The sequence below is a fragment of the Rhizobium sp. B230/85 genome (assembly GCF_019355735.1).
Classification (GTDB): Bacteria; Pseudomonadota; Alphaproteobacteria; order Rhizobiales; family Rhizobiaceae; genus Rhizobium; species Rhizobium rhododendri.
Genome location: NZ_CP072160.1, coordinates 166,842 through 189,334 on the forward strand (window position 1 = coordinate 166,842; position 22,493 = coordinate 189,334).

Genomic DNA, 22,493 nt, shown 5'->3' on the forward strand with positions numbered 1-22,493 from the left:
GGCGGCGGCTTTGTTTTAACGCGTGCAACAAGGAGGACCGACATGTCCGCACACGCAATTTTCGATCGCGCGCCGCTCGGCTCGCTGATCCGCTATAGCGATGGAACGTCCCAGCCACCGGAGCGACATAGCAAGAAGCTAGCCAACTGGAGGCGCCGCAACAGTGGCGGCCGGCTGATCCGCAAACAGGATGCCCGGTCGGTCGGCAGCATGACGTTGCCAGCCACGATCACGCTCCACAAAGGAGACTTCGGACAGGGCGGCATCGTGGTGCTTACGGTGCACGAAACGATTTCGGTCGATAACGATCTGACGTTCACCGTCATCGAGCAGCCGGCAATTGGCGCGGTACGCATCCTCAGCGGGCCAGAGGACGACGCCGAACTGCTCCACCTCGCGCCCGGCATGGCGGACGCCGAAACATGGCTGCAGGAACACCGCTACCCGGATGCCGTTCTGGACGAGGTAACCGCCGATCATGTTGCGGCCGATGTCGTTGAGGGGAGGGCCGCGGCATGAACGGCCTCCCTCTTGAAACGGTCGAACCAGCCACACCTGAATATTCAGGGGTCGGGTCCGGGAAAAGTGCAGACGGCCTGACGGTCGCCCGCGTCGGAGACATGGTCTTTGCCCTGCTGCCGGGCCGTAATGGTCAGCACTTCCTGGCCTCCGCTTGGCGCGTCTCCCGCCCACTTGCCGATCTGAAGCGGGATGATTTCTATTCTCACGACGGCATGATCGAGGATGAAACCGCCTTCCATTTCCGGATGTTCGAACAGGCGGAGCATAGCCGTGAGCTGCGTTCCCTGGCGCGCCGATCTGCCCGGATCCACTGCAACACACCCTGGGGTCCGTCGCAGGGCACCACCATCTATTCCGAGGGTGTCGTCTCTCACACCACGGCGGGCATGGCGGCTTTAAATTGTCCGGCGAACGCAACAGTGTGGTTCACCCGTCCTTGCGGAGCGACAGCGGATTTTATGAAGAGGATATCGGATGGGCGATCGTCGCGCTGACGTTTCCAGGCCTCTTCACGACTTTTGAGCGAAAATGCGCTGACCAGACAATCCGGAACTCATGGCCAGACGCCTGGGAGGCAGTCCATGGTCACCAACTTTCTATTGGGGAATCTATGGAGAAGGATCGCCGGGCCTTCGAGAAACAGCATGCCGGTGCCTGGATCGTCATCTCGGCGATCCTGTCGGATCAACATCCCGGCATGACCGAGGTGATGGCCACAGTCGGTGGCTCTCGCCAATTCAGCTGCGAAGAACGACGGTTTCTCGTCGCGAACGATGAATACCATGCGCGGGGGCGGTTCGGCTTCGTCATCGATGGCGCCCGGCACCAGGCTTATCAAGGGCCATCGAGTTTTGTCGGCTGGCGCGGGAGGGCCGCGTCATGACGGGAATGATAGACCTCCAAGCGCAGTTGCTGCGCATGGAAGAGGCGCGGCGCCAGACACAACATCGGCTGGAGATGATCGAGCGTCAGATCACCCGCAAGCTCCGGGCGACGGATCCGCTCATCAATGAGCGTCGGCGCGAATATCCGCGCCGTCGATCGCCCAATCCCTGGACCTGGTTGCAACGCTATCGCGCCAACCTGGCTGCGCTGACCGCCGAGCGCCAGCCGGAGATCGATGCGCTTGCCCGCAAGCTGGCGCGCCAGGACACCGCCATCGCGGCGCTCCGGTCGCGGCTGGTCGGGGATGTGCCTGGATCCTCGGGTCGACGCGCGCAGTCTTCCGCTATCTTCGAATGCGAGGTGCGGCAATGACCACGATCGGTGATCTGGAGAAAAGGGCAGGTATCGGCGCTTCGCGTGAGGACCGCACCGCGTTCTGGCTGCGGTTTCGTCATCTGGACGGCATCTCCTGCCTGAAGGCGGGTGTCGCGGAGCTTGAACGGTTGATCGCCATCAGGGAGGCGGAGAACCCGAGCGCGAGAACTGCGGAAAAACCGGTGCGGCGAACGACATTGCCGCCTTTGACGGACGAGCAGCAACGGGCGCTGCAGGCTTATATCTGCTGGCGCGGATGCAGATGAAGCCACACGGGGACGCTGGATGACGGAGAATTTGACCACAGATACGATCAAGCCGTGGCGTGTGTCCAAAGGACCGATCGCCGCCAGTGCGTATGATCTGAAAAAGGCCGAAGCGATCAACGTCCTTCTCGCCTCACCGGCCATTGTCTTGCCGGCAAGCGAAGGCGCTCCGATCCTGCCATTTGCGATCGGCCTGTTCGAGACGTTCAAGAGCCGTCTGCGAGATGACGCCACCGCAACGCAGCTTCGTCGCGCGACAGCGGTTTATACCCATGCAAAAAATTATCTTTTCGCCTGCGCCCAACCGGATTCCATGCGTCATGACATCGATGGCCAGGCGGTCATGGCCGTCAGCGATGAGGACCGCCTCTCCAGCCAGTTGCGGTTTGTCGATATCCTGCGCAGCCGCAAGGCTGCACAGGCGGACGTCGGCGTGCAAAGTGTCGTTGCGTCCAGTGAAGCCGGGCCAGCGGCTGAAGACGGCCTGCAGAACTGATTTTTGTACGGAGGCAGCGTGGCTATCTACCATCTGCGTGTTGACAAGATCGGCCGCTCAAAGGGCCAGAGTGCTGTTGCATCCGCATCCTACTATGCCGATGAACCGTTGATCGATTATCGGACCGGCATTCGGCACGTCATGCCGCAAAGGCCGGGTCTCATCCACAAGGATATCATAACCCCGGCGGGCACGTCCTGTCCGCATGTGGCCGATCGCCTGTCGCTCTGGAACGCGGCCGAGGCACACGAAAAACGCAGCGACAGCAATACTGCACTTCTCTGGTACGCGGCGTTGCCACGGGAGCTCACCGATCGACAGTCGATCGCTCTGGCGGAAGCTTTCGCCCGGAGCCTGAGCGAAAGAGAGGGCAATGCCATCGACCTGACGGTCAGACAGACCGGACCGGGTTCCCTCGTCGCCTTCCTGCTCTGCACGACGCGTCAGCTTACAGCTTCGGGTTTCGGCGCTAAAATCGATTTCGTGCTCGGCGGCAAGGACAGGGAGAAGCGTGGGTTGCCGAAATCTCCCCGTACAGATCTCGCCGAAATCCGCCTGCACTGGGCAAACCTCGTCAATGTTGCGCTTCGTAACGCCGGTTCGACCGCTCGCGTCGATCACCGCAGTTTGAAAGATCGCGGCTACGACCTCATTCCCCAGACCCATCTCGGTTCAGCTGCACGGCGAAGAACCGAGCGCGGCGAGGACATCGACCGCAAGGCGGGATCGATCGAACGCGATGTCCATAACACCAGAATAATCCAGGAGCGGCCCTCGATCATCCGGCAGTTGATCGCGGATGCGGGCCAAACCTTTGACCGCGAAACGATCGAGATATTCGTGCGCCGCTATGTCGATGATCCCGTCCTTCAGCCTGAGCTGGTCCGTCTGGTGTTCGACGAAGGTTGACCACCGCTCGCGCGGCGGATCCAGCCCCATTCAGACCGGGTAGCAGGGAAAGAGATAAAGCGGCCCCCGATCTGCCACCCCATGCGGCCCGTTCCGGTTGATCGGTCTGGCGCCGGTCAGTCATCGCGCAACAGCTTTGCTGTCCTCCTCTCCGTTGCGGCCCTTGCCGCCGGCTGTGCCGGCGGACTGCGGGTGTGCGCCTCCTTTTGCCCGTCGCTCTGAGACCACTGTCACGGGCCGCATGGGGCGGCCCTGAAACGGAGGTTTCAGGAATGACCAGGAAGAACGAAAACGAGCGCGCCGATCTTTACACCCGGATCACGGACAGGATCCTCGCTGATCTGGACAAAGGCGTGCGTCCATGGATAAAGCCGTGGTCGGTCGCAAACACCGCCGGACGGATCAGCCGTCCTCTGCGCCACAATGGCGAGCCCTATAGCGGGCTGAACGTCCTGTTATTGTGGTCGGAGGGTACAGCCCAGGGTTATGCGTCGCCGATGTGGATGACGTTCAGGCAGGCGTTGCAGCTGGGCGCAGCGGTCGCAAGGGCGAGACCGGAACGACGGTCATCTATGCAAGCCGCTTTACCAAGTCGGAAGCCGACGGCAATGGCGGGGAGGTCGAACGCGATATTCCGTTCCTGAAAGCGTACACAGTATTCAACGTGGCGCAAATCGATGGTCTGCCGGACCAGTACTACGATGCGCCCGAACCGGTCATCAGTCCGTCGAGCGCATCGCCCATGCGGATCAATTCTTCCGCAACACGGGCGCGGTGATCCGTTATGGAGGCGATAGTGCCTATTACCATCCGGTTTCTGACCACATTCAGTTGCCGGTACGGGAAAGTTTCAGGGACGCTGCCTCAGTCGTCGCCGTGACGGCGCACGAATTGACACATTGGACATCGCATGCCGACCGGGTTGGCCGCGATCTCAGCCGCTACGCCAAGGACAAGTCGGAGCGTTGCCGCGAAGAATTAATTGCCGAAATGGGCGCTGTTTTCTTGGCTGCTGACCTCGGGATTGTCCCCGAACTTGAGCCGCGTCCAGATCATGCAAGTTACCTCGCCTCGTGGCTGACGCTGCTCTCCAATGACAAGCGGGCGATCTTCCAGGCGGCCGCGCATGCACAGCGCGCCGTGAATTATCTGCACAGCCTCCAGCCTCTGGTGTCTGAAGAAAGGGAGGCAGCCTGATGACCAAGCTCCCTTTCTCCTCCCGGCTGCTGATCCTCGCCTGCTCGGCCACAAAACGGGGAGACGCGAAGAACATCCGCTATCCAGCGTTACGACGGCCCGCTATGGCGCACCCTGCTCACGGTCGATCCCGGCGGCAGATTGGCGAAGGTCGCTTTCCTGTCGGCGCATTTCGGGTTTCGATCGGCTGATACACCGATCGAGATGTACGATGCCCGCATGACCCCGGAGATCGCCGCAGCCATGAAGGCCGGCGGTCCTGGAATGCGGTGGCCGCGCCCCAAAACGCAACGCCGGGTCATGCCGTCAGGCGAGCACGCCGGCGCGCATATCGCTTCCATGACGCAGTTTGGTCGTGCGCCATTCATGGAGGTCGCGCTCGTTGGTGGCCACCTCTACCTCGACGTCATGCGCCACCTCGTGACGCTCTTCCGTGAAGGCGGCTATCTCACGGCTGACGCTGCGATCACCGAGATCAACGGCCCGATCGGCAGGATGCGCAAGGACCTTCGGCTGTGGCTGCTTGCCACAAGCGGGGAGGCGGGCTGATGTTTGATGCCCCGATACGCCTTCGCGCGCTGTCGCTCGGCGCTGGCGTCCAGTCCACGACACTCGCCCTGACGGCCGCCCATGGCGAGATCGGTCCCATGCCGGATTGCGCGATCTTTGCCGATACCGGCTGGGAGCCCAAAGCTGTTTATGAGCATCTCGAGTGGCTGATGTCGCCGAACGTTCTGCCATTTCCGGTTCACGTCGTCTCGGCGGGAAACATCCGCGACGGCCTGATGGAGGCGGCGGACGGGCGACGCTGGGCGTCGATCCCGGCCTTCACGAAGATCGTGACGCCACCCGGGGAAGAGGTGCCTGTCCTCGACGAGAACGAGGAGGGCGACTTGGTCGAGGTCTCGACACGGCGCACGGCAACCGAGACCGTCTCCATTGGCATGATCCGTCGCCAATGCACTGGCGATTTCAAGATCGTGCCGATCCGCCGGAAGGTGCGTGAACTTGCCGGCCTGACGCGCCGCCGCTCGCCCAAGCACCCCGTCGTTGAGCAATGGCTGGGGATTTCGCTTGATGAGGTCGTGCGCATGAAGCCCTCGCGTGAAGCGTGGCAGGTCAATCGCTGGCCCCTGATCGAGCGGCGGATGACCCGATACGAATGCCTGCGTTGGCTCGACAGGCACGGCTATCCCCGTCCGCCCAAGAGCGCCTGCATTGGTTGTCCGTTCCATTCCAACAGCGCCTGGCGGGCCATACGTGATGGGGATCCTGAAGCCTGGTTCGATGCCGTCGCTGTCGATCGGGCGATCCGCACCGGGCTGCGCGGGATCCGTGGCGAGGTCTACCTGCATCGCTCCTGCGTGTCGCTGGAGAATGCCGACCTTTCGACGGCGACCGATCACGGCCAACTCGATCTGTGGCCAAACGAGTGTGAAGGCATGTGCGGGCTGTAATCCGACCGGATGGTGAACGGCGGCGATGAGGCGTGGTTTGACTGGCGGGACAGCGGCGGCGAGGCTGAAATTGCGCGCAATATCTGTCAGTTTCACCCCGAAGCAGTACCATTCCCGCTCTTTGTCGATGGGCTCCGTCGATCCCCGGCCTTGTACGATCAACCCATGAAGGGTCGGACTACGCAAGCGTGCCGCCGCAGGCTTCGCCTGCGGTGATCGCGGCCGGATGCCCGACTTCTGGAGGAGCCATCGAGCGGGAATAGTTCCGTTCCAGGATGGAGCCTCTTCACCATGTCGCACAATCTCAGCCTCGCACAATCCCACGCCTTCGATCTCGCCCGCACCCTGATGGTCCCCGTCGTCCTGTTCAGATCCGGAGACGAATTCGGCGTGTTGCCCGCCGACGAAATCGATGGCGACGAGGTCGAGATTATTTACGAATAGGACCCCTACGATGGTCGTCCGGCTCACTGAGCCGGCACGGCACCCACCCTTGATCAAGGCGGGCAAAGAGGCCAGCCTGAGGCGTTCGTGGGCGCGTTATACTCGCGTCGATATGATACTTAGGAGATCAGCATGCCCCACACGCCAGGCTCTTATACGACAAGCGATCTCTCACGAAAGTCCGGCGACATCATTGCCGAGGCGCTTCGCCATCCTGTGACGATCACCCAGCGCAACAAGCCGCGTCTCGTGCTGCTCAACATTGAGGATTACGACCGGCTGATGCGCCAGTCCGATGCCCGGTCCGCTGTGACGCTGGAGACAATGCCGGATGGACTGTTCGTCGAGTTCGAGGCTGCGGTTGACACCTATGCCGAGAGCGACGAGGCTGGCCGGTGAGCGGCTATGACGACATCCAGACCGCGGCGATCGTTCGCTATCCCTATCTCTGGGCGCGAGAAAGCGGCAAAGGCGAGACCGAGGGCCGGAAAAATCGGCCGGTTGCGGTCGGCGTCCGGATTGCCCGGCCCGAAGGCGATCTGGTGCTGTTCTTTCCGATCACCACCAAGCAGCCCGAAAAGGCACGCTTTGCCGCTGAAATTCCCTCGATCGAAAAGCGGCGAGCAGGGCTGGATGCCGATCTTCGGCTTTGGATCATCCTCGATGAGTTCAACAGCGATGTGATCGGTCGCTCGTTTTATCTTGAACCAGAACCGCCGCTCGGCCGTCTCAGCAAGGCATTCTTCCTCCCCCTGCTTTGGGTGTGAACGGTCGTTGAGAAGTGCGGGTATTCGGTGCCGAGATTGGAGATGGAGGTTCCCGCAACACCGCCATTCGGTAGCCGCTCCCGCAGTTGAGCGCAATCCGCGCGCAGCGAAGCGAAGGGGCGAGAGGTTTCCAGCTCTCTTATGCAATCCGAAGGCCGCGATCGATCTTTTCGGACCACAGCGTGATGGCCTTGAGGAGGCACATGTCTTCACTTTGCAGGCTTCGGTTTGCACAACCTGGTAGATTACTGCTGCAACGAGGGTTACCGTGATGTTGGAAGTTAAAGGAGATACCTCTGGTGCCGCCACGTCCTGCATCAGCGCGACCTGATCGCGAAGATCCGCCGTCAGCACGGTTCTATTTGTGTTTGCGCTGCCGGTCTCAAGCGCTGATTTGCTCAAGCTGTGATCGATGGCAGATATATTGCACACCCGATTGCGCCAAAGCTGCGCGAAAAGAGCAGCAGAGATGTGCTCGCCGCCGCTATCAGGTAGGCGCTCGCGGTCGTGCTATGCATGCCGAGCGAAGTCGCCGCTTTCGTGAGCGACAACGCGGCGTGACGGATCATGGTTCGCTTGAGCGGGCAGATAGATCACTTGGCATTGAACATAAAAATCCATTGCTACTCAAACGTGCGTCGCTCAATCGGCATCATTTCCTTTGCAATGGCTGCGCTTGTGCAGTTTCAGAATTTGTCAGGCTTTAGACTCTCCCACCACGCAAGCCCGTGCGCCGTCGTGGAAAATTCCGGCCGGGAACGCCTATTGCTTCCCACGCGATCAATGGAAGAGCACCCCAACCATAGGTCAGAGAAGCCTTACCAGGCTCATCACTGCGACCAATCCAAACCATACGGTGATGGTGGAGCAAATCGCCCGTGACACCTCGGCACCGAATAGCCGCACTTTTAGACAGCCGCTAACATTTGGGAGTTCATCGCGCGTCGCAAGTCCCTGATGGAATCAGCCGCTTCCGTTAACGCCGTTAGCAGCCCGTCACTTTGAGCACACACGGTAGATTGCCATTGCCAAAGTCCTTTCACCCCCAATGCGTCCGGGCTCTTCTGCGGGCTCGATGGGGCATGTCTGACCGGGGACCGGCTTCGCCTCGATCGTCTTCCCGCAACGACCGTCCGAGACTTTCTTCCCCTATCGGAACCCACCCCACTCGACCAGTCGAGCGGGGACCCCCGGGTTGCCGCTATTCCTCGCGGTACCAAGAGAGTCTCTCCCGGCCGCCTTCCTCTTCGTTTCAGCCCCTTCGGGGTGCGGTCCGATCGTCCCCGGTCTTTGCGACTGCCATCGAGGCCGCGAAGAGCGCGGCCCGAAACCAGCGAAAGGACATGACAATGGCAACCATCGGCACCTTCACCACCACTGAAAACGGCTTCACAGGCTCGATCCGTACGCTTGCTCTCAACGTCAAGGCCCGTATCGCCCGCGTCGAAAACCCCTCCGACAAGGGTCCGCACTTCCGCATCTACGCGGGCAATGTCGATTATGCGGTGCACCGCATAATGTCGATCTGGGCGCCGCCTGGCAGAAGACCTCCGAGCAAGGCCGCGACTACCTCTCGGTCAAGCTCGACGACCCGAGCTTCCCGGCCCCAATCTACGCAACGCTGTTCGAGGTCGAAGGCGAGGAAGGCCTCTCCCTCATCTGGTCCCGGTCCAACCGGGACTGACACTGGATGCCCCGCCTGACAAGGCGGGGCATCCAGCATTGAGATCACTTGTTCAGTGCATCCTTGAGCGCCTTGGCAGGCGCGAAGGTCAGCTTCTTCGAAGCGGCAACAGTCATCTTTTCTCCGGTCGCGGGATTGCGACCCTCGCGCTCAGGCGATGCCTTCACCTTAAATTTTCCGAAGCCTGGGATTGAGGTTTCAGCGTCGGAGCCTGCGGCATCGGCGATGGCCTGGAACACGGCCTCGACAATGCCCTTGGCCTGAACCTTCGTCAGGCCGTTGTCGGCTGCAATCTTGTCGGCGATTTCATTGGTGGTGGTCATGGAATTCCTCGCATCTTGTTGAAAGATGAAATCCGTGTCAGCTTATGGCCGTATTGTCATCGACAACGATGCGGACGAGGGTTGGATCCGCTGGATGTCCACAGGTCGTTTCGGCCGATAGCCCCTTTTGCGCTTTTCGCGAACGACATCGAGGAACAGGCTGACGGCCTGGCTTTCGTTGTCGAACAGATGCACCATCTGCTGCCCGCGCGTTCCAATCCGGCCCCAGGCGCGCACAAGCGATACCTCGCCGAACAATGTCGGCTGGACAGCAAGCGCGTAGAACCGCGCCATGTTCTTTTCCGGCGCGATACGCTCTACATAGAGGTGGTAGGGCTGCGTGATCATGCCGGCAGAATCGCGCGTTCGGATTCTGCCGTCCAATGACAGTTTTGAATCGGTCGGGCATCATCGATTCACTACAGTGATCCGCCGGCGCCCGGATCATTCGCACCAGCTCCGGCGCGATCCTTGCCACTTCCGAGCCAAGCCTTCGGCGACGAGAATATCGCCGACCGATCGCTGATCGCGGTAGACGATCCTGAGCTTGCGACCGAAGCGATCTTCATCCCTGGCGGTCGTCTTGAACGAGAGCGGACCCGAATTGAGGATGTCAAGCAGCCGCTGTTTCGCCGCAAGCCGAGCTCGCGTTCGCGCTCGCATCTCGGCGGGCTGAGTTCCGGCGTGTCGATGTCGGCGATCCGGATCTTCTCGCCTCGAAACCAGAACGTATCACCATCCACCACGCAGGTGATCCGTTGCCCACTTCCGCAGATAGAGAAGGCTTCGCTCACGCTGCTTGCACTGCTTGAAGGCTGGGCTGAGGCAACAGATGCGAGGATGCCAATGGCTAAGGGGGATAGGCTGGCAACTGCCGTAAAAAGTCTCAATGTCATGTCTCCTCAGTGTCTGTCATCGGAGCGGCCTTATAGCTCTTCACCCCGTCTGTGATTTGCTTGTGAAAGCGGTTTTCTCCGACGGACGCGCTCATGTCCTTGCGTCTGAACTAGATGGCGCGTCCGCATCGGAGCGGCGGATTGCCCGATGTGAACACGATCTGCTCGTCAGCGCGCATGCGCAGCACCTCATGCGGCAGGATCAGTGGACGGCGGCTGAGCTGCCGGGAACGTGAGCGCGACGATCCCTTCATCCCCGACGAGCGGTTTGTCTGTTCGACCTCGACCGTCGTATCGCCGCAGCGTTTCGAGATATAGTCGGCAGTATCAGGGTCGTTGATCGCGGCGAACGAGATCCACGACGCAGATTCGAACCACTTGCTCGTCGCGTCCCGCCCGCCATAAGCCTCGCGCATCTGTCCGATGGACTGGAAGATCATCGTCAACGTGATGCCGTATTTGCGTCCGGCGTCGCGGGCGGTTTCCAGGATGCGCAGATAGCCTAGCCTGGCGACTTCGTCGAGCAGGAAGAGCGCGCGACCTTTCACATCGCCATTTCGATTATAGATGGCATTGAGCAGCGATCCGATAACCACGCGTGCCAGTCCCGGATGGGCTTCGAGGACCTTCAGATCGAGCGCAATAAAGATGTCAGTCTCGCCCTTGGCGAGATCGTCGGTCGAGAAACTGTCGCCCGAGACGAGTGCGGCATAGTTCGCATAGGACAGCCAGTGGGTCTCCTTTACCGCATTGGCGTAGACGCCGGAAAAGGTCTCCGGTGTCATGTTGACGAAGACCGAGACGTTTTCCTTCACGAAGTCCGATTCCGACTGTTCGTAGATTTTTGTCAGGCGCGCCCGCAGCTGTGGTTCAGGCTCGGAGAGGTTCTTCCGCACACGGCGCAGCGTCTGGTCTTCCTCGTCCGTGTGACCGGACAGGCAGACGTCTGCGATGAGGGCCGTCAGGAGCTGCATCGCCGATGCCCGAAAGAAATCGTCGCGGGCAGACGCCGATCGCGGATTGTCGGTCATGATCCAGGTCGCGACGGCGACGATGTCCTCTTTCTTCGTACTGCCGTGTCGCCCGATCCAGTCGAGCGCGTTGAAGCCGACCCCTGGCGCCGAAGGATCGAGAATGATCACCTTCCGGCCAGCCTTGCGGCGATGCTCTGCTACCATCGGCGCCACCTCGCTCGACGGATCGAGGACGACGAGGCCGCCGCCCCACTTGAGCGCGGTCGGGACCGTTACCGACGTCGTCTTGAAACCGCCGGAGCCGGCGAAGACGATGCCATGCGACGAGCCGAAGGAGCCGTCGAAGCACAGGGGCGGGCTCTTGCCTCCCGCGCCCCAGGTCGACGGATCATCGGCGCGGAACCACAAAGCCGCGACGCTGTCGCGATCGACGCGATACCGTTCGCCGACGACGATGCCGCCGGGATCGGGGAAGAGGTTTGCAGCCTCCTGTTCCTTCATCCAGTCGGCTTCCCCATGCACCGCTCGCTTTCCGCCGATCCGTCGTGGCGAGGCTTTGGCGAAAGCTGCATTCCCCATCACCGCGACGCGCAGTGCGAAGACGCCGGCGAGGAATGTTGTTGATGCGCCAAGCAACGTTGCGGGGTCCGCATATCCGAGCACGGATTGTCCTTCCGGAACCTCGCCAGCGATCCCCGCCAGCCGAACCCCCTCGCGTAGCACCGCGATCAGGATTGCCGCACCATTTCCGCTGACGACGCCCCATCCTGCCGCCTTGATACCCGCTGCACCATTTGCCGCGAACAGGAAGATCGTGCCTATCGCTGCTGCTGTCGCATAGGGCAGCGCGAGGCCGATCCGCCCGAGCATCAGCTTGGCCTGCGCCGTCTCGCCGAACGCGGCCAGCCAGAGCTCGATCCCCGGCATGATAACCACGACGACGATCATCGTCGTGGCCGGGATGACGGCAAGGAACAGTTTACTCGCCGTCATGAGCGAACGCCTCGGCGCCTATCGCCGTGAGGCGCGATTGCTCCGCATCGTTGGCCTTGAGGCGACGACTGGCATCGATCAGCAGGCCGAGCAGCAGTGCCCGCTTCTCATAGCGCAGTCCTGCCTTGATGATCAGGCCACCGAGTTCAATTTTTTCGCGCGTGTCCTTCTTTCGCGCGTCATTCGTCATCGTGCGGGCCATCCGTTCAAGCCTCACCAGGCCTGCCCGCAGGCGCGCCAGACGCGATCGTCGCCGATGGTTCACCGCCGGTACGACCATCCCCGGCATTTTTCTTCCCGGTCGCAACTCTTTTGCCTCCGTGAAACCGCCCGGTGATCTCTTCGAACGCAGCCTGTAGCTCGGTTTCCTCGATCTCGATCTCACCCAGACCGGCCTTCAGCGCGATCCGGCCGATGCGCTCGGCCTCGCGTGTTTCTGCCTGTCTCAGCTGATCCTGCAATCTGGCGATTTCTTCCCTGATCTTCGATGATGGTTTCTTCATTCCGGTCGCATCTCCTGGAAATCTTGGCGGCGTTTGTCACGCTGCAAGATTTCCTCAAAAGCACTTCCGAAGGAATGTGCAGATCTGCACGTCGGCAAGGCCGACACTTTGGAGGATGATCCCGCCGTTCCGAAGGAGCGGATCCAAGGGCGCAATTATACGTCGCTGGTGCGACGTGCTTGCCCACGGCCCTGGCGGGGCCGTCGTAGGGTTGCCGCTCCCGACGAACGAAGTTCGAACCGGGAGTGTTTTACGCCGTGGCCATCGCCCATTTCTCAGCCAGCATCGTCAGCCGCGGCGGCGGCCGCAGTGTGGTGCTGTCTGCGGCCTATCGACACTGCGCGAAGATGGAATACGAGCGCGAGGCCCGTACCATCGACTACACTCGGAAAGAGGGGCTTGTGCATGAGGAATTCCTGCTCCCGGCCGATGCCCCGAAATGGGTCCGCGCAATGATCGCGGACCGCTCTGTCGCCGGAGCTTCGGACGCCTTCTGGAACAAGGTTGAGGCCTTCGAGAAGCGTTCCGATGCGCAGCTCGCTCGCGACCTGACCATAGCGCTTCCACTGGAGCTGTCGTCCGAGCAGAACATTGCGCTGGTGCGGGACTATGTCGACAAGCATATCCTCCCAAAAGGTATGGTCGCGGACTGGGTCTACCATGACAATCCCGGCAATCCGCATATCCACCTGATGACCACCTTGCGCCCACTGACCGAAGACGGGTTCGGATCGAAGAAGGTCGCGGTGACCGGCGAGGACGGCCAGCCAGTCCGCACGAAGTCCGGGAAAATCCTTTATGAGCTCTGGGCGGGTTCGATCGACGACTTCAATACTCTGCGCGATGGATGGTTCGAGCGGCTGAACCATCATCTGGCGCTCGGCGGCATCGATCTCCGTATCGACGGCCGTTCCTACGAAAAGCAGGGTATCGACCTCGAACCGACGATCCATCTCGGCGTTGGCGCCAAGGCGATCGCGCGCAAGGCGCAGGAGCAGGGCCTCCGGCCAGAGCTTGAGCGCATCGAATTGAACGAAGAGCGGCGGAGCGAAAACGCCCGCCGCATTCTGAACAATCCAGCCATCGTGCTTGACATGATCACGCGAGAGCAGAGCGTTTTCGATGAACGCGATGTCGCCAAGGTTCTGCATCGTTATGTCGATGACCCGACTGTTTTCCAGCAACTGATGTTACGCATCATCCTGAACCCCGAGGTTCTCCGGCTACAGCGCGACACGATCGAGTTCGCGACCGGAGAAAAGGTGCAGGCCCGTTACTCAACCCGGGCGATGATCCGGCTGGAAGCGACGATGGTGCGGCAGGCGTTATGGCTGTCGAACCGGTACGGTCATGCCGTCTCTGAAGCTGCTCTGGTCGCAACTTTCCGGCGGCACGAGCGGCTCTCGGAAGAGCAAAAAACCGCGATCGAGCGGATCGCCGGTCCCGCCCGGATCGCGGCCGTGGTTGGACGCGCCGGCGCAGGCAAAACCACGATGATGAAGGCTGCCCGCGAGGCGTGGGAACTGGCCGGATATCGTGTGGTCGGCGGAGCGCTTGCCGGCAAGGCGGCGGAGGGACTGGAAAAGGAAGCCAGGATCCAGAGCCGGACGCTCGCGTCTTGGGAGCTGCGCTGGGATCGGGGCCGTGACGTTCTCGATGACAACACCGTCTTCGTCATGGATGAAGCGGGCATGGTCGCCTCAAAACAGATGGCCGGCTTCGTCGACACCGTCGTTAGGGCAGGCGCCAAGATCGTACTGGTTGGCGATCCCGAACAACTCCAGCCGATCGAGGCGGGTGCAGCCTTCCGCGCCATCGTTGACCGCATTGGTTATGCCGAACTCGAGACGATCTATCGCCAGCGCGAGGACTGGATGCGCAAGGCATCGCTTGATCTGGCCCGAGGCAACGTGGAAAAGGCGCTGACCGCCTATGATGCCAATGTCAGGATCACGGGAACGCGCCTCAAGGCCGAGGCGGTCGAGCGGCTGATCGGTGACTGGAACAACGATTACGATCAGTTGAAGACAACGTTGATCCTCGCGCATCTGCGCCGCGACGTGCGGACGCTGAACATTATGGCCCGCGAAAAACTCGTCGAACGCGGCATTGTCGGTGAGGGCCATGTCTTCAAAACGGCTGATGGCATTCGCCAATTCGACGCGGGCGACCAGATCGTCTTCCTGAAGAACGAAGGGTCGCTCGGCGTCAAGAACGGCATGATCGCTCATGTCATTGAGGCCGCACCGAATAGGATCGTCGCTGTGATCGGAGAGGGTGATCAGCGACGGCACGTCATCGTTGAGCAGCGCTTCTACAGCAATCTCGATCATGGTTACGCCACCACGATCCACAAAAGCCAGGGCGCTACCGTCGACCGCGTGAAGGTGTTGGCAAGCCTCTCCCTCGACCGGCATCTGACCTATGTGGCGATGACCCGCCATCGCGAGGATTTGCAGCTCTACTACGGGACGCGATCCTTTGCCTTCAACGGCGGGCTCAGCAAAGTTCTTTCCCGAAAAAATGCCAAGGATACCACGCTCGATTACGAGCGCGGAAAGCTTTACCGCGAGGCACTGCGGTTTGCGGAAAGTCGCGGCCTCAACATCGTCCAGGTGGCCCGTACGCTACTACGTGACCAACTCGACTGGACGCTGCGCCAGAAGACGAAACTGGTCGAGCTTAGCCAGCGCCTTGCCGTCTTTGCAGAGCGTCTCGGTCTGCACCATCCCCCGAAAACCCAAACAATGAAGGAGGCCGCGCCCATGGTCGCAGGCATCAAGATATTTCCCGGTTCCGTTGCCGATACGGTGGAGCACAAGCTCGACACTGATCCAGCCCTCAAGAAACAATGGGAAGAGGTCTCGGCCCGCTTCGCTTATGTGTTCGCCGATCCCGAAACTGCATTCCAAGCGATGAACTTCGACGCTGTACTGACTGAGAAGGATACGGCACGGCAGGTGATTCAGAAGCTTGAGGCGGAGCCTGCATCGATTGGGCCGCTGCGGGGCAAGACCGGCATTCTTGCCAGCAAGACTGAGCGCGAGGACCGTCGCATCGCCGAGATAAACGTCCCCGCCCTGAAGCGCGATCTCGAGCAGTATCTGCAGATGCGCGAGGCTGCCACAAAGCGGCTTTCCACAGACGAGCAGGTACAGCGCCAGCGCGTATCGATCGACATCCCGGCGCTCTCGCCGGCAGCACATGTGGTGCTGGAGCGCGTGCGTGACGCGATCGACCGCAACGATCTGCCTGCGGCGATGGCATATGCACTGAGCAATCGGGAAACCAAGCTGGAAATTGACGGGTTCAACCAGGCCGTCACCCTGCGGTTCGGGGAACGCACACTGCTCACCAATGCCGCGCGTGAACCGTCCGGAAAGCTCTTCGACAAACTCTCCAACGGGATGCAGCCCGAGCAGAAGGAGCGTCTGAAGGAAGCCTGGCCGATCATGCGCACGTCCCAGCAGCTCGCCGCGCACGAGCGCACCGTCCAGACCCTGCGGCAGGCCGAGGATTTGCGTCTCGCCCAGCGCCAGACGCCGGTGATGAAGCAATGAGGCGGCGGCTTCTCCTGTTCCTGGCCGGCCTGGGTGGGATGATCGCCGCTCTGGCGGCAATCGCATACTTCGGCGGCTTTCGATTGAACCTGACGCCGAGCGAGCCGCTTGGGCTCTGGCGTATCATGGCCCTGCAGCGTCCGGTCGAGGTCGGCGATCTCGTGTTTATCTGCCCGCCGACGACCGCGTCATTCGAGGAGGCACGCCGCCGCGGCTATGTCAGGCGTGGCCTCTGCCCCGGTGGCTTTGCGCCGCTTATCAAGACAGTGGCGGCACTTCCCGGACAGCACATTGAAATCGGCGCGAATGTCACTGTCGACGGCAGGCCTCTTGCCTCATCGATCGTTCGAACGAGCGATGGCGAGGGCAGGCCAATCACACCGTTCAAGACCGGCATCGTGCCACTGAGAAATCTGTTTCTTCACTCATCCTTTGCGAGCTCCTATGATAGTCGGTACTTTGGGCCGGTTCCCGACACTGGCCTTCTCGGCCTGGCGCGGCCGGTCCTCACATTCCATCCATAACAGGCGGCGCTCCTGCCTGCTCATCGCCGTATCTGTCGCTTGCGGCTGGACTGCCTGGAGCGGTCATGTGCTGGCGCTTCCTGTCGCTGTGTTGTTTCCGGCGCTCTGGGCGATGTCGCCGTCGCGGCTGACGGCGTTGCTCGTGTCGGCCGGATATTTTCTGGCTGCCTCGCGTGGGCTGCCGCTGGGCGTCGCCAACTTCTATGCCACCGATTTCTGGCCTGGGCTTCTGCTCTGGACAGTTGCTTCACTCTCCTTCGCTGGCGTGCATGCGGCGCTCTGGAAGGGGCAACCAGAAGGGAAGTCTCCGGGAGAAGGTCGACCGGAGGTGGGAAGGGCGGTGCGCTATCTTGTAGCGGCGATGCTCATGGGACTGCCGCCCCTCGGCATAACCGGCTGGGCGCATCCGCTCACCGCAGCCGGCATACTGTTTCCGGGATGGGGGTGGTGGGGCCTCGGTGCGACCGCGATCCTGTTGGTCGTCATGACCAGTCGAAGGTGGCCGATCGCGGTCGCAGTCCTGGGTGGACTTCACGTCTGGTCGGCCACAACCTGGACGCCGCCGAAAGTAGCGGAAAATTGGAAAGGCGTCGACCTCGAACATGGAGAAACCCTTGGCCGAGACGGCTCGCTGGCGCATCACCGTCACCTGATCGCAACGGTGCGCACGGCAGTATCAGCGAAAACCCGCTTCATCGTTCTTCCCGAAAGTGCTCTGGGTTTCTGGACACCGACCGTGGCGAGGGTCTGGCAGGAAGGCTTGCGAGGCTCGGAGCTAACTGTGATCGCCGGCGCAGCCGTCCTCGATTCGGGCGGCTATGACAATGTCATGGTGGAGATTTCGGCTGATGAGGCACGAATTCTCTATCGCGAACGCATGCCAGTCCCGGTGTCCATGTGGCAGCCATGGCGGGCATAGACCGGGCAGGACGGTGGAGCCCGCGCCAACCTCTTCAGCAATCCAGTTGTGCAAAGCGACGGTCAGAAGGTCGCCGCGCTGATCTGCTACGAACAGCTCCTCCTCTGGCCGGTCCTGCAGTCGATGCTGCATTCTCCCACCGCAATCGTCGCCGCGGGCAACGGATGGTGGACCGCGGGAACGTCGATCGTCGCCATTCAGAACGCTAGCGTGATTGCCTGGGCAAAACTATTCGGACTGCCTGTCGTCACCGCCTTCAACAGATAAGGAATTGTTCGCGATGATCGATGCCGCCCTCATCAAGCAATGCAGCGATCCCGGCCTGAAGCCGGCGATCGTCGAACAGTTCATCGAGCGGGCAGGGGCACCGGACCCACTCGCGGTCACAGTCCGCACCGGCAACCGAGTGGTGCTTGTGCCAAGGCCGAAGACAGCCGAGGAGGCGTTGGCGCTTATCCGAGACAATCTCGGTCGCAATACCGTTCGCGTCGGGATCACACAATATCCCGCCGGGCTCGGCATCGTGGAGGCGGGCGAGATGAAGCCGGACCTGGTCGATGCTTGCGAGAACATCCGAATGGGCACGGCGCTCTTCGCGAAGGTCTACCGGATTGTCACCAAATGGTATGGGAATCCGACCGCCAAGGGTGTCCTGCCGCAAGTGTTCGACGACGCGATTATCGCCTGGCAGACGGGATATTTCGAAGGAACGGCAGTGTTTCGGGCAGCCGAGCCGGGCGAGGTGAAATTGGCAGACGCACTGCCCGAGCGGGAAGATGATAGCACCAGCCAACGCGCGGAAGGAGGTGCGACCGACGATTCCGTTGCTGCGCCGGAAATCGCTACCGACCCCAACAAGGCAGGGATCCGGATTGATCTTTCTGGCATCGGTGCTCATGAAAAGTAAGTGGTACCATCAGTTGATCGATCCAACGGAATTGCGCAGCGACGGTTTCAAAGTGCTTGGACTACGCTCGAAGATACCGATCGGAACGGAATTCGTGGCGTCTGATGCTTCTCCGATGTGAAGATTTGCATCTTCTCTATTCCGATCCCCACTGGCATCTCGTTGAAATGACTCTTATAAAGGCCGGGACGCAGTACGTGCTGCGTTGCGGCTTAGAATCCGCAGATGAAAGGTTGGCGCTGACCGAAATGGCGCCAGGAATCCTCTGACCTTATGGCCGGGGGCCTGTGACTCATGTCCAGGCGCTTCGGTGCTAAAGGTCTCAGGGCCGATTCATCTCGGATTCTAACCCCCGGCTAGGGTTCATAGGGTTCAACGTCAGCGGGGGCGGACCGCAGACAAAACCAGGGTTGGAAAACATGGAATCGGAAGATGTGATTTTGTCCAAGGGAGTGGAGCTCCGGCCGGTTGTGGGGCTAACGCGAGGACTACCTCACGCCGACTTGGAAAGCCTGACCGTCCGCGCGATCCGAACGCACCGGCGGTTAGTCGAAAAGGCTGACGAACTATTCCAGGCACTGCCGGAAAGCCACAGGTCAGGGGAATTGACCGGTGGCCCACAGCATCTTCGTTATATTGAGGCCAGCATTGAGATGCATGCGCAGATGAGCGCAGTGAGTACCCTGATCAGCGTCCTCGGCTACATCCCGAAAGTGACCGTCAACTGATCCTGGTTCAGGACCGAGCCGCGTGAGCAACTCGCCATCGGCGCTTTCACATCAGCTTTCTGCGAATTGCCAGCTGGGTAAGGTGGGCCTTACTCCGGACATCGAAGCGTTTCATCGCCTCGCGAAGCTTGACACGGACGCTGTTGTATTTGACGCCCTCCACATCAGCAATCTCCTCCATCGTCATGCCGACGGCGATCCATCTGAGATAGGTCGCCTCTTTAGGATCGAGCCAGGCGGCATCCTCCACGGTCGGAGTAGTTCGAAGGAACGAGATGCGGGCATGGAGCTGTCCGACGGCAGCGGCGGCCGCGACTGCGTCGATCTCACGGTCGAGATCGATTGCTGGCCGTTCTGACGCTAAGGTGAACATCGACATCGAGCCGTTGGCAGTCTTGATCGGAACAGTGACCCCGGAACGGATGCCGAAATCGGCAGCATGCGCATAGAAGGCACGCTCTTCCTTCGATAGCCTCGCGCGATCCTGTTCGCCGGACCACGCAAAAATTTGCTTTCTGGATTTCGCGCGTTTGACGACCGGATCGAGCTTATCGAAATTCTTCTCGAAATATGTCGATCGCCACTCGCGATGATAATTGGTGACTGCGATGCTGTGCTTGTGCTGGATGTGCAGATAGGCGTAGCCGGTGAAGCCAAAATGTTGGGTGAGGTCAGAAAGGCCCTGCGTTAGGATGCTTTCGTCGCCTTGTATCGCCGCAAGATCGGTCAGCTTGTCCAGCCAGTGCTGCATTTTTTTACTCCGTTTTGGTGGTCAAGTGGAACAGATCACGAGAGCCCCGAGACGTTTACTATTATACCTGCGAAAAAGCAACCCTAGATTGCATAAGCAGACTTATGGAACCGAAGCCACCGGTTCGACATACCAGCGGGAGACGTAAGTCTTAAAACATGTCCTTGTCTTAAACTCATAATTCAATCGGCCAGCGCGCTTGGCTAAAATGCATAATCGCGTGAAGCGCTGAATGAACGCGAGCCGACGACAATCAGTTTGTGCCCCCTGTTATTTTGCCAAGGCCCTCTTTTTGAACTATATACGATCCATAGGGCCGCGACCGAACTGCCAGATCCTCAATCATCTCCATCGCGAGCGTTCTCGGGGCTGGTATGGGAACGATGCGCTCGTGATAATTCCGCTCGTCAAACCCCTCTCCACCGATAACGATTGGGAGAAGTTCGATCGCTTTCAGCTGTGCGTCGGAGCTGAACCGGCATGTCGCAACGACGCTTTTCCAGACGTCCGGATCCCTCCACACCACTTCGCCTTCTTCGAGATGGAAAAAGAAATTGCCGAGCCCGAAGAAGATTGGGGCACCGGAGTAGATTTCTATCGGCTGCAAGACCGGAGCACCGTGACTGAGAAATGCGCCCGCGCCTGCATCGATGCAAGCGTGGGCAAAGGTTTGAACCCAAACCGGGACCGCTCGCCAACTTGGTTCCCAATGATGGTGGTGAAGATAGGCGATAACGAACGCCCCTTTCGCAACCGCCGCTCGGATCGTCGCGAGGTGAGCATTGAGGTTCGCCTCATCCACGACAATCCGGCGTCGGTTCTCTGCGGCGCGGCGAAACACTGTGCCGTAGAAATCGATCTCGTCAGCGGACTTGAGAATAACTGGATCATGTGGCTGCGCATAGTTCGCACGCTCCATGGTGCTGCTAAGGAACGTCTGCTGAATGCTAGTGAGGTTGGCAAAGATCTCGGGATCGATTTCAAACAATCTGGAAACTTCGAGCCAGTTCACTCCCGGCCGCGCAGGGCGTCTGGCTGATGCATTGGCGGCATACATGTTTGCAGGTCCGGGGCCCGCGTCCATGGCGACCAGCGCCACACGCCTTTCGCTTATCATCTTTGTTCCGGCTCGGCGAGCATGTGTGGCATCGACGCCTATACCGGCATGCAAGAAGTCTCGGGCTTCCACCTCTTCGAGCGTCGACAGCACGCCTGATGGTCCCAGATCGAAGGCATGATTATTGGCGAGCGCTATAGTGTTGAAGCCGGTGTCTTTCAACGCATCCAGCACGACAGGCGCCGAACAGCCGAAAAAGTCCCCTTTCATCGGCCAACCGCCATGCCGGCCAAAGATTGTAGTTTCCAGATTGGTGAACGCAATGTCGGCCTGCCGGATCAGCTCCTTGATCTCGGCAAAACCGCTGTCGTTCACCTGGCGGACGTCGTGATGAATAAGAGATTGTCCGGTCAGGACGAGCGTGAACGGTGAAGTCATCTGGGCAAACTCTTGAAAAAGAAGCAGGAAACCGCGGCCGAAGGGTCGCCTGAATTTTTAAGGATGGAAGATCACTTCGCAAGTTGCGGTGAGATATCCATGCCGAACCATTTGACGGCGAGCTTACCGACGGATCCGCTCTTGATGCTAGCGTCGAGCGCCGTGTCGAAAGCGGCCTTGAGATCGGTGTCGCCATGGCGAAGACCAACACCGACGCCCGGCCCCCAGGTGCCCCCGGAAAGTTGCGGCCCGAAAAAATCGACACCCTCACCATCAGGGGTCTCGAGAAACTCTTTCCATACGAAGTAGTCTCCCAGCCCGCCATCGATCCGCCGCGCTACGAAGTCTAGCTTGAGATTTTCCTGGCTGTCATAGCTGCGCACCTCGGCAACATCGCCAAAAAGTTCCTTCACCACCGCTTCCGAGTTTGAAGACCTGAGGACGCCGAGCGTTTTGCCCGTCAGTCTTTCCCGCAGTTTTGCAATAGTATCTTTGTTTACCGCGTTCATATCTGTCAGGTTGAGTTTTTCGTTGATGTCGCCGTATTGCACGCCTACATCCTGGCGCATGACTATCTGGTTCGGCGCCACGGCGTAGGGGATGGAGAAGGCAATGGATTTCTTGCGCTTTTCGGTAATCGACATGCCGGAGATGATCGCATCGTACTTCTTCACAAGAAGACCGGGGATAATCCCGTCCCAGTCCTGGGCGACGAATTTGCATTCCAGTTTCATGCGCGCGCAGAGATCCTTGCCCACATCGATGTCATAACCGACAAGCGTACCGCGCGCATCGATGAAGTCCCACGGTGGCGAAGCGCCTTCCGACGCGATGGTGATCTCGGTGCGTTGCTCCGCGTAGGTGATGCCAGCACCAAGTAGGATGGCAGCGCCGATGTAAGTCATATGTTTTTTCATG

Annotated in this window: 21 protein-coding genes and 6 pseudogenes; 18 read left to right on the top strand and 9 right to left on the bottom strand. The window is 60.2% G+C overall.

Going from position 1 to position 22,493, the window contains the following annotated elements; genetic code table 11:
- The first annotated feature begins 42 nt into the window (after positions 1-42).
- The 13 genes and pseudogenes from J5289_RS28560 (at position 43) to J5289_RS28620 (ending at position 9,002) form a co-directional block, all read left to right on the top strand.
- On the top strand, positions 43-519 hold the full coding sequence (locus J5289_RS28560; RefSeq protein ID WP_209207843.1) for a hypothetical protein: 477 nt from the start codon (positions 43-45) through the stop codon (positions 517-519).
- Positions 516-1,405: pseudogene (locus J5289_RS28565) on the top strand (hypothetical protein). The gene J5289_RS28560 and the pseudogene J5289_RS28565 overlap by 4 nt, the downstream one beginning before the upstream one ends.
- Positions 1,402-1,779, top strand: a complete 378-nt coding sequence (locus J5289_RS28570; protein WP_247750813.1) for a hypothetical protein — start codon at positions 1,402-1,404, stop codon at positions 1,777-1,779. The pseudogene J5289_RS28565 and the gene J5289_RS28570 overlap by 4 nt, the downstream one beginning before the upstream one ends.
- Positions 1,776-2,048 carry a hypothetical protein gene (locus J5289_RS28575; protein WP_247750814.1) on the top strand — a complete coding sequence of 91 codons (273 nt, stop codon included), beginning with the start codon at positions 1,776-1,778 and terminating at the stop codon, positions 2,046-2,048. Before J5289_RS28570 ends, J5289_RS28575 begins: the two co-directional genes overlap by 4 nt.
- Before the next feature lie 19 nt (positions 2,049-2,067).
- On the top strand, positions 2,068-2,544 hold the full coding sequence (locus tag J5289_RS28580; protein ID WP_209207844.1) for a ProQ/FINO family protein: 477 nt from the start codon (positions 2,068-2,070) through the stop codon (positions 2,542-2,544).
- Positions 2,545-2,562: 18 nt separating this feature from the next.
- A complete protein-coding gene (locus J5289_RS28585) occupies positions 2,563-3,453 on the top strand; it encodes a MobA/MobL family protein (RefSeq protein WP_209207845.1) in 891 nt (296 codons plus the stop codon).
- Between the two features lie 272 nt (positions 3,454-3,725).
- Positions 3,726-4,650 (top strand): annotated as a pseudogene (locus J5289_RS28590) (ArdC family protein).
- 141 nt (positions 4,651-4,791) lie between these two features.
- A complete protein-coding gene (locus J5289_RS28595; protein WP_247750815.1) occupies positions 4,792-5,199 on the top strand; it encodes a hypothetical protein in 408 nt (135 codons plus the stop codon).
- Positions 5,199-6,107 (top strand): hypothetical protein, encoded by a 909-nt coding sequence (locus J5289_RS28600; protein ID WP_209207846.1) that lies wholly within the window; start codon positions 5,199-5,201, stop codon positions 6,105-6,107. Before J5289_RS28595 ends, J5289_RS28600 begins: the two co-directional genes overlap by 1 nt.
- Before the next feature lie 291 nt (positions 6,108-6,398).
- Positions 6,399-6,551, top strand: coding sequence for a hypothetical protein (locus tag J5289_RS28605; protein WP_209207847.1), 153 nt, complete (start codon positions 6,399-6,401; stop codon positions 6,549-6,551).
- Between the two features lie 132 nt (positions 6,552-6,683).
- Positions 6,684-6,950 (top strand): type II toxin-antitoxin system prevent-host-death family antitoxin, encoded by a 267-nt coding sequence (locus J5289_RS28610; protein WP_209207848.1) that lies wholly within the window; start codon positions 6,684-6,686, stop codon positions 6,948-6,950.
- A complete protein-coding gene (locus tag J5289_RS28615) occupies positions 6,947-7,318 on the top strand; it encodes a hypothetical protein (RefSeq protein ID WP_209207849.1) in 372 nt (123 codons plus the stop codon). Before J5289_RS28610 ends, J5289_RS28615 begins: the two co-directional genes overlap by 4 nt.
- Before the next feature lie 1,349 nt (positions 7,319-8,667).
- Positions 8,668-9,002: pseudogene (locus J5289_RS28620) on the top strand (DUF736 domain-containing protein).
- 44 nt (positions 9,003-9,046) lie between these two features.
- Here J5289_RS28620 and J5289_RS28625 read toward each other — a convergent pair.
- The 6 genes and pseudogenes from J5289_RS28625 to traC form a co-directional block, all read right to left on the bottom strand.
- Positions 9,047-9,325 carry an HU family DNA-binding protein gene (locus J5289_RS28625; protein WP_012648969.1) on the bottom strand — a complete coding sequence of 93 codons (279 nt, stop codon included), beginning with the start codon at positions 9,323-9,325 and terminating at the stop codon, positions 9,047-9,049.
- Positions 9,326-9,367: 42 nt separating this feature from the next.
- Positions 9,368-9,673 (bottom strand): WGR domain-containing protein, encoded by a 306-nt coding sequence (locus J5289_RS28630; protein ID WP_209207850.1) that lies wholly within the window; start codon positions 9,671-9,673, stop codon positions 9,368-9,370.
- Positions 9,674-9,769: 96 nt separating this feature from the next.
- Positions 9,770-10,221 (bottom strand): annotated as a pseudogene (locus J5289_RS29675) (thermonuclease family protein).
- A pseudogene (gene traG, locus J5289_RS28640) lies at positions 10,218-12,188 on the bottom strand (Ti-type conjugative transfer system protein TraG). Before traG ends, J5289_RS29675 begins: the two co-directional pseudogenes overlap by 4 nt.
- On the bottom strand, positions 12,175-12,390 hold the full coding sequence (gene traD / locus J5289_RS28645; RefSeq protein ID WP_209207853.1) for a type IV conjugative transfer system coupling protein TraD: 216 nt from the start codon (positions 12,388-12,390) through the stop codon (positions 12,175-12,177). The pseudogene traG and the gene traD overlap by 14 nt, the downstream one beginning before the upstream one ends.
- Before the next feature lie 4 nt (positions 12,391-12,394).
- Positions 12,395-12,691 carry a conjugal transfer protein TraC gene (gene traC, locus J5289_RS28650; protein ID WP_209207854.1) on the bottom strand — a complete coding sequence of 99 codons (297 nt, stop codon included), beginning with the start codon at positions 12,689-12,691 and terminating at the stop codon, positions 12,395-12,397.
- A 257-nt stretch (positions 12,692-12,948) separates the two neighbouring features.
- Between traC and traA the strand changes: the two genes are divergently transcribed.
- From traA to J5289_RS28675, 5 genes and pseudogenes are all read left to right on the top strand, one after another.
- The gene (gene traA / locus J5289_RS28655) at positions 12,949-16,251 is read left to right on the top strand and encodes a Ti-type conjugative transfer relaxase TraA (protein WP_209207889.1); all 3,303 of its coding nucleotides are present in this window, start codon (positions 12,949-12,951) and stop codon (positions 16,249-16,251) included.
- Positions 16,248-16,775, top strand: coding sequence for a conjugative transfer signal peptidase TraF (traF, locus tag J5289_RS28660; RefSeq protein WP_209207855.1), 528 nt, complete (start codon positions 16,248-16,250; stop codon positions 16,773-16,775). The genes traA and traF overlap by 4 nt, the downstream gene beginning before the upstream one ends.
- Positions 16,776-16,791: 16 nt before the next feature.
- Positions 16,792-17,961: pseudogene (locus tag J5289_RS28665) on the top strand (conjugal transfer protein TraB).
- 13 nt (positions 17,962-17,974) lie between these two features.
- Positions 17,975-18,601: a TraH family protein gene (locus J5289_RS28670; protein ID WP_209207856.1), complete on the top strand. Its 627-nt coding sequence runs from the start codon at positions 17,975-17,977 to the stop codon at positions 18,599-18,601.
- Positions 18,602-19,020: 419 nt separating this feature from the next.
- Positions 19,021-19,329, top strand: coding sequence for a transcriptional repressor TraM (locus tag J5289_RS28675; RefSeq protein WP_209207857.1), 309 nt, complete (start codon positions 19,021-19,023; stop codon positions 19,327-19,329).
- Between the two features lie 46 nt (positions 19,330-19,375).
- On the opposite strand, the gene traR is transcribed toward J5289_RS28675, so the two are convergent.
- The 3 genes from traR to J5289_RS28690 form a co-directional block, all read right to left on the bottom strand.
- Positions 19,376-20,080: a transcriptional regulator TraR gene (gene traR, locus J5289_RS28680; protein ID WP_209207858.1), complete on the bottom strand. Its 705-nt coding sequence runs from the start codon at positions 20,078-20,080 to the stop codon at positions 19,376-19,378.
- A gap of 253 nt (positions 20,081-20,333) precedes the next feature.
- Complete coding sequence (locus J5289_RS28685; RefSeq protein ID WP_209207859.1) at positions 20,334-21,575, bottom strand: CapA family protein; 1,242 nt, start codon at positions 21,573-21,575, stop codon at positions 20,334-20,336.
- Positions 21,576-21,646: 71 nt separating this feature from the next.
- Entirely contained in the window at positions 21,647-22,492 is an 846-nt protein-coding gene (locus tag J5289_RS28690) for a transporter substrate-binding domain-containing protein (RefSeq protein WP_209207860.1), read from the bottom strand.
- Position 22,493: the final 1 nt, after the last annotated feature.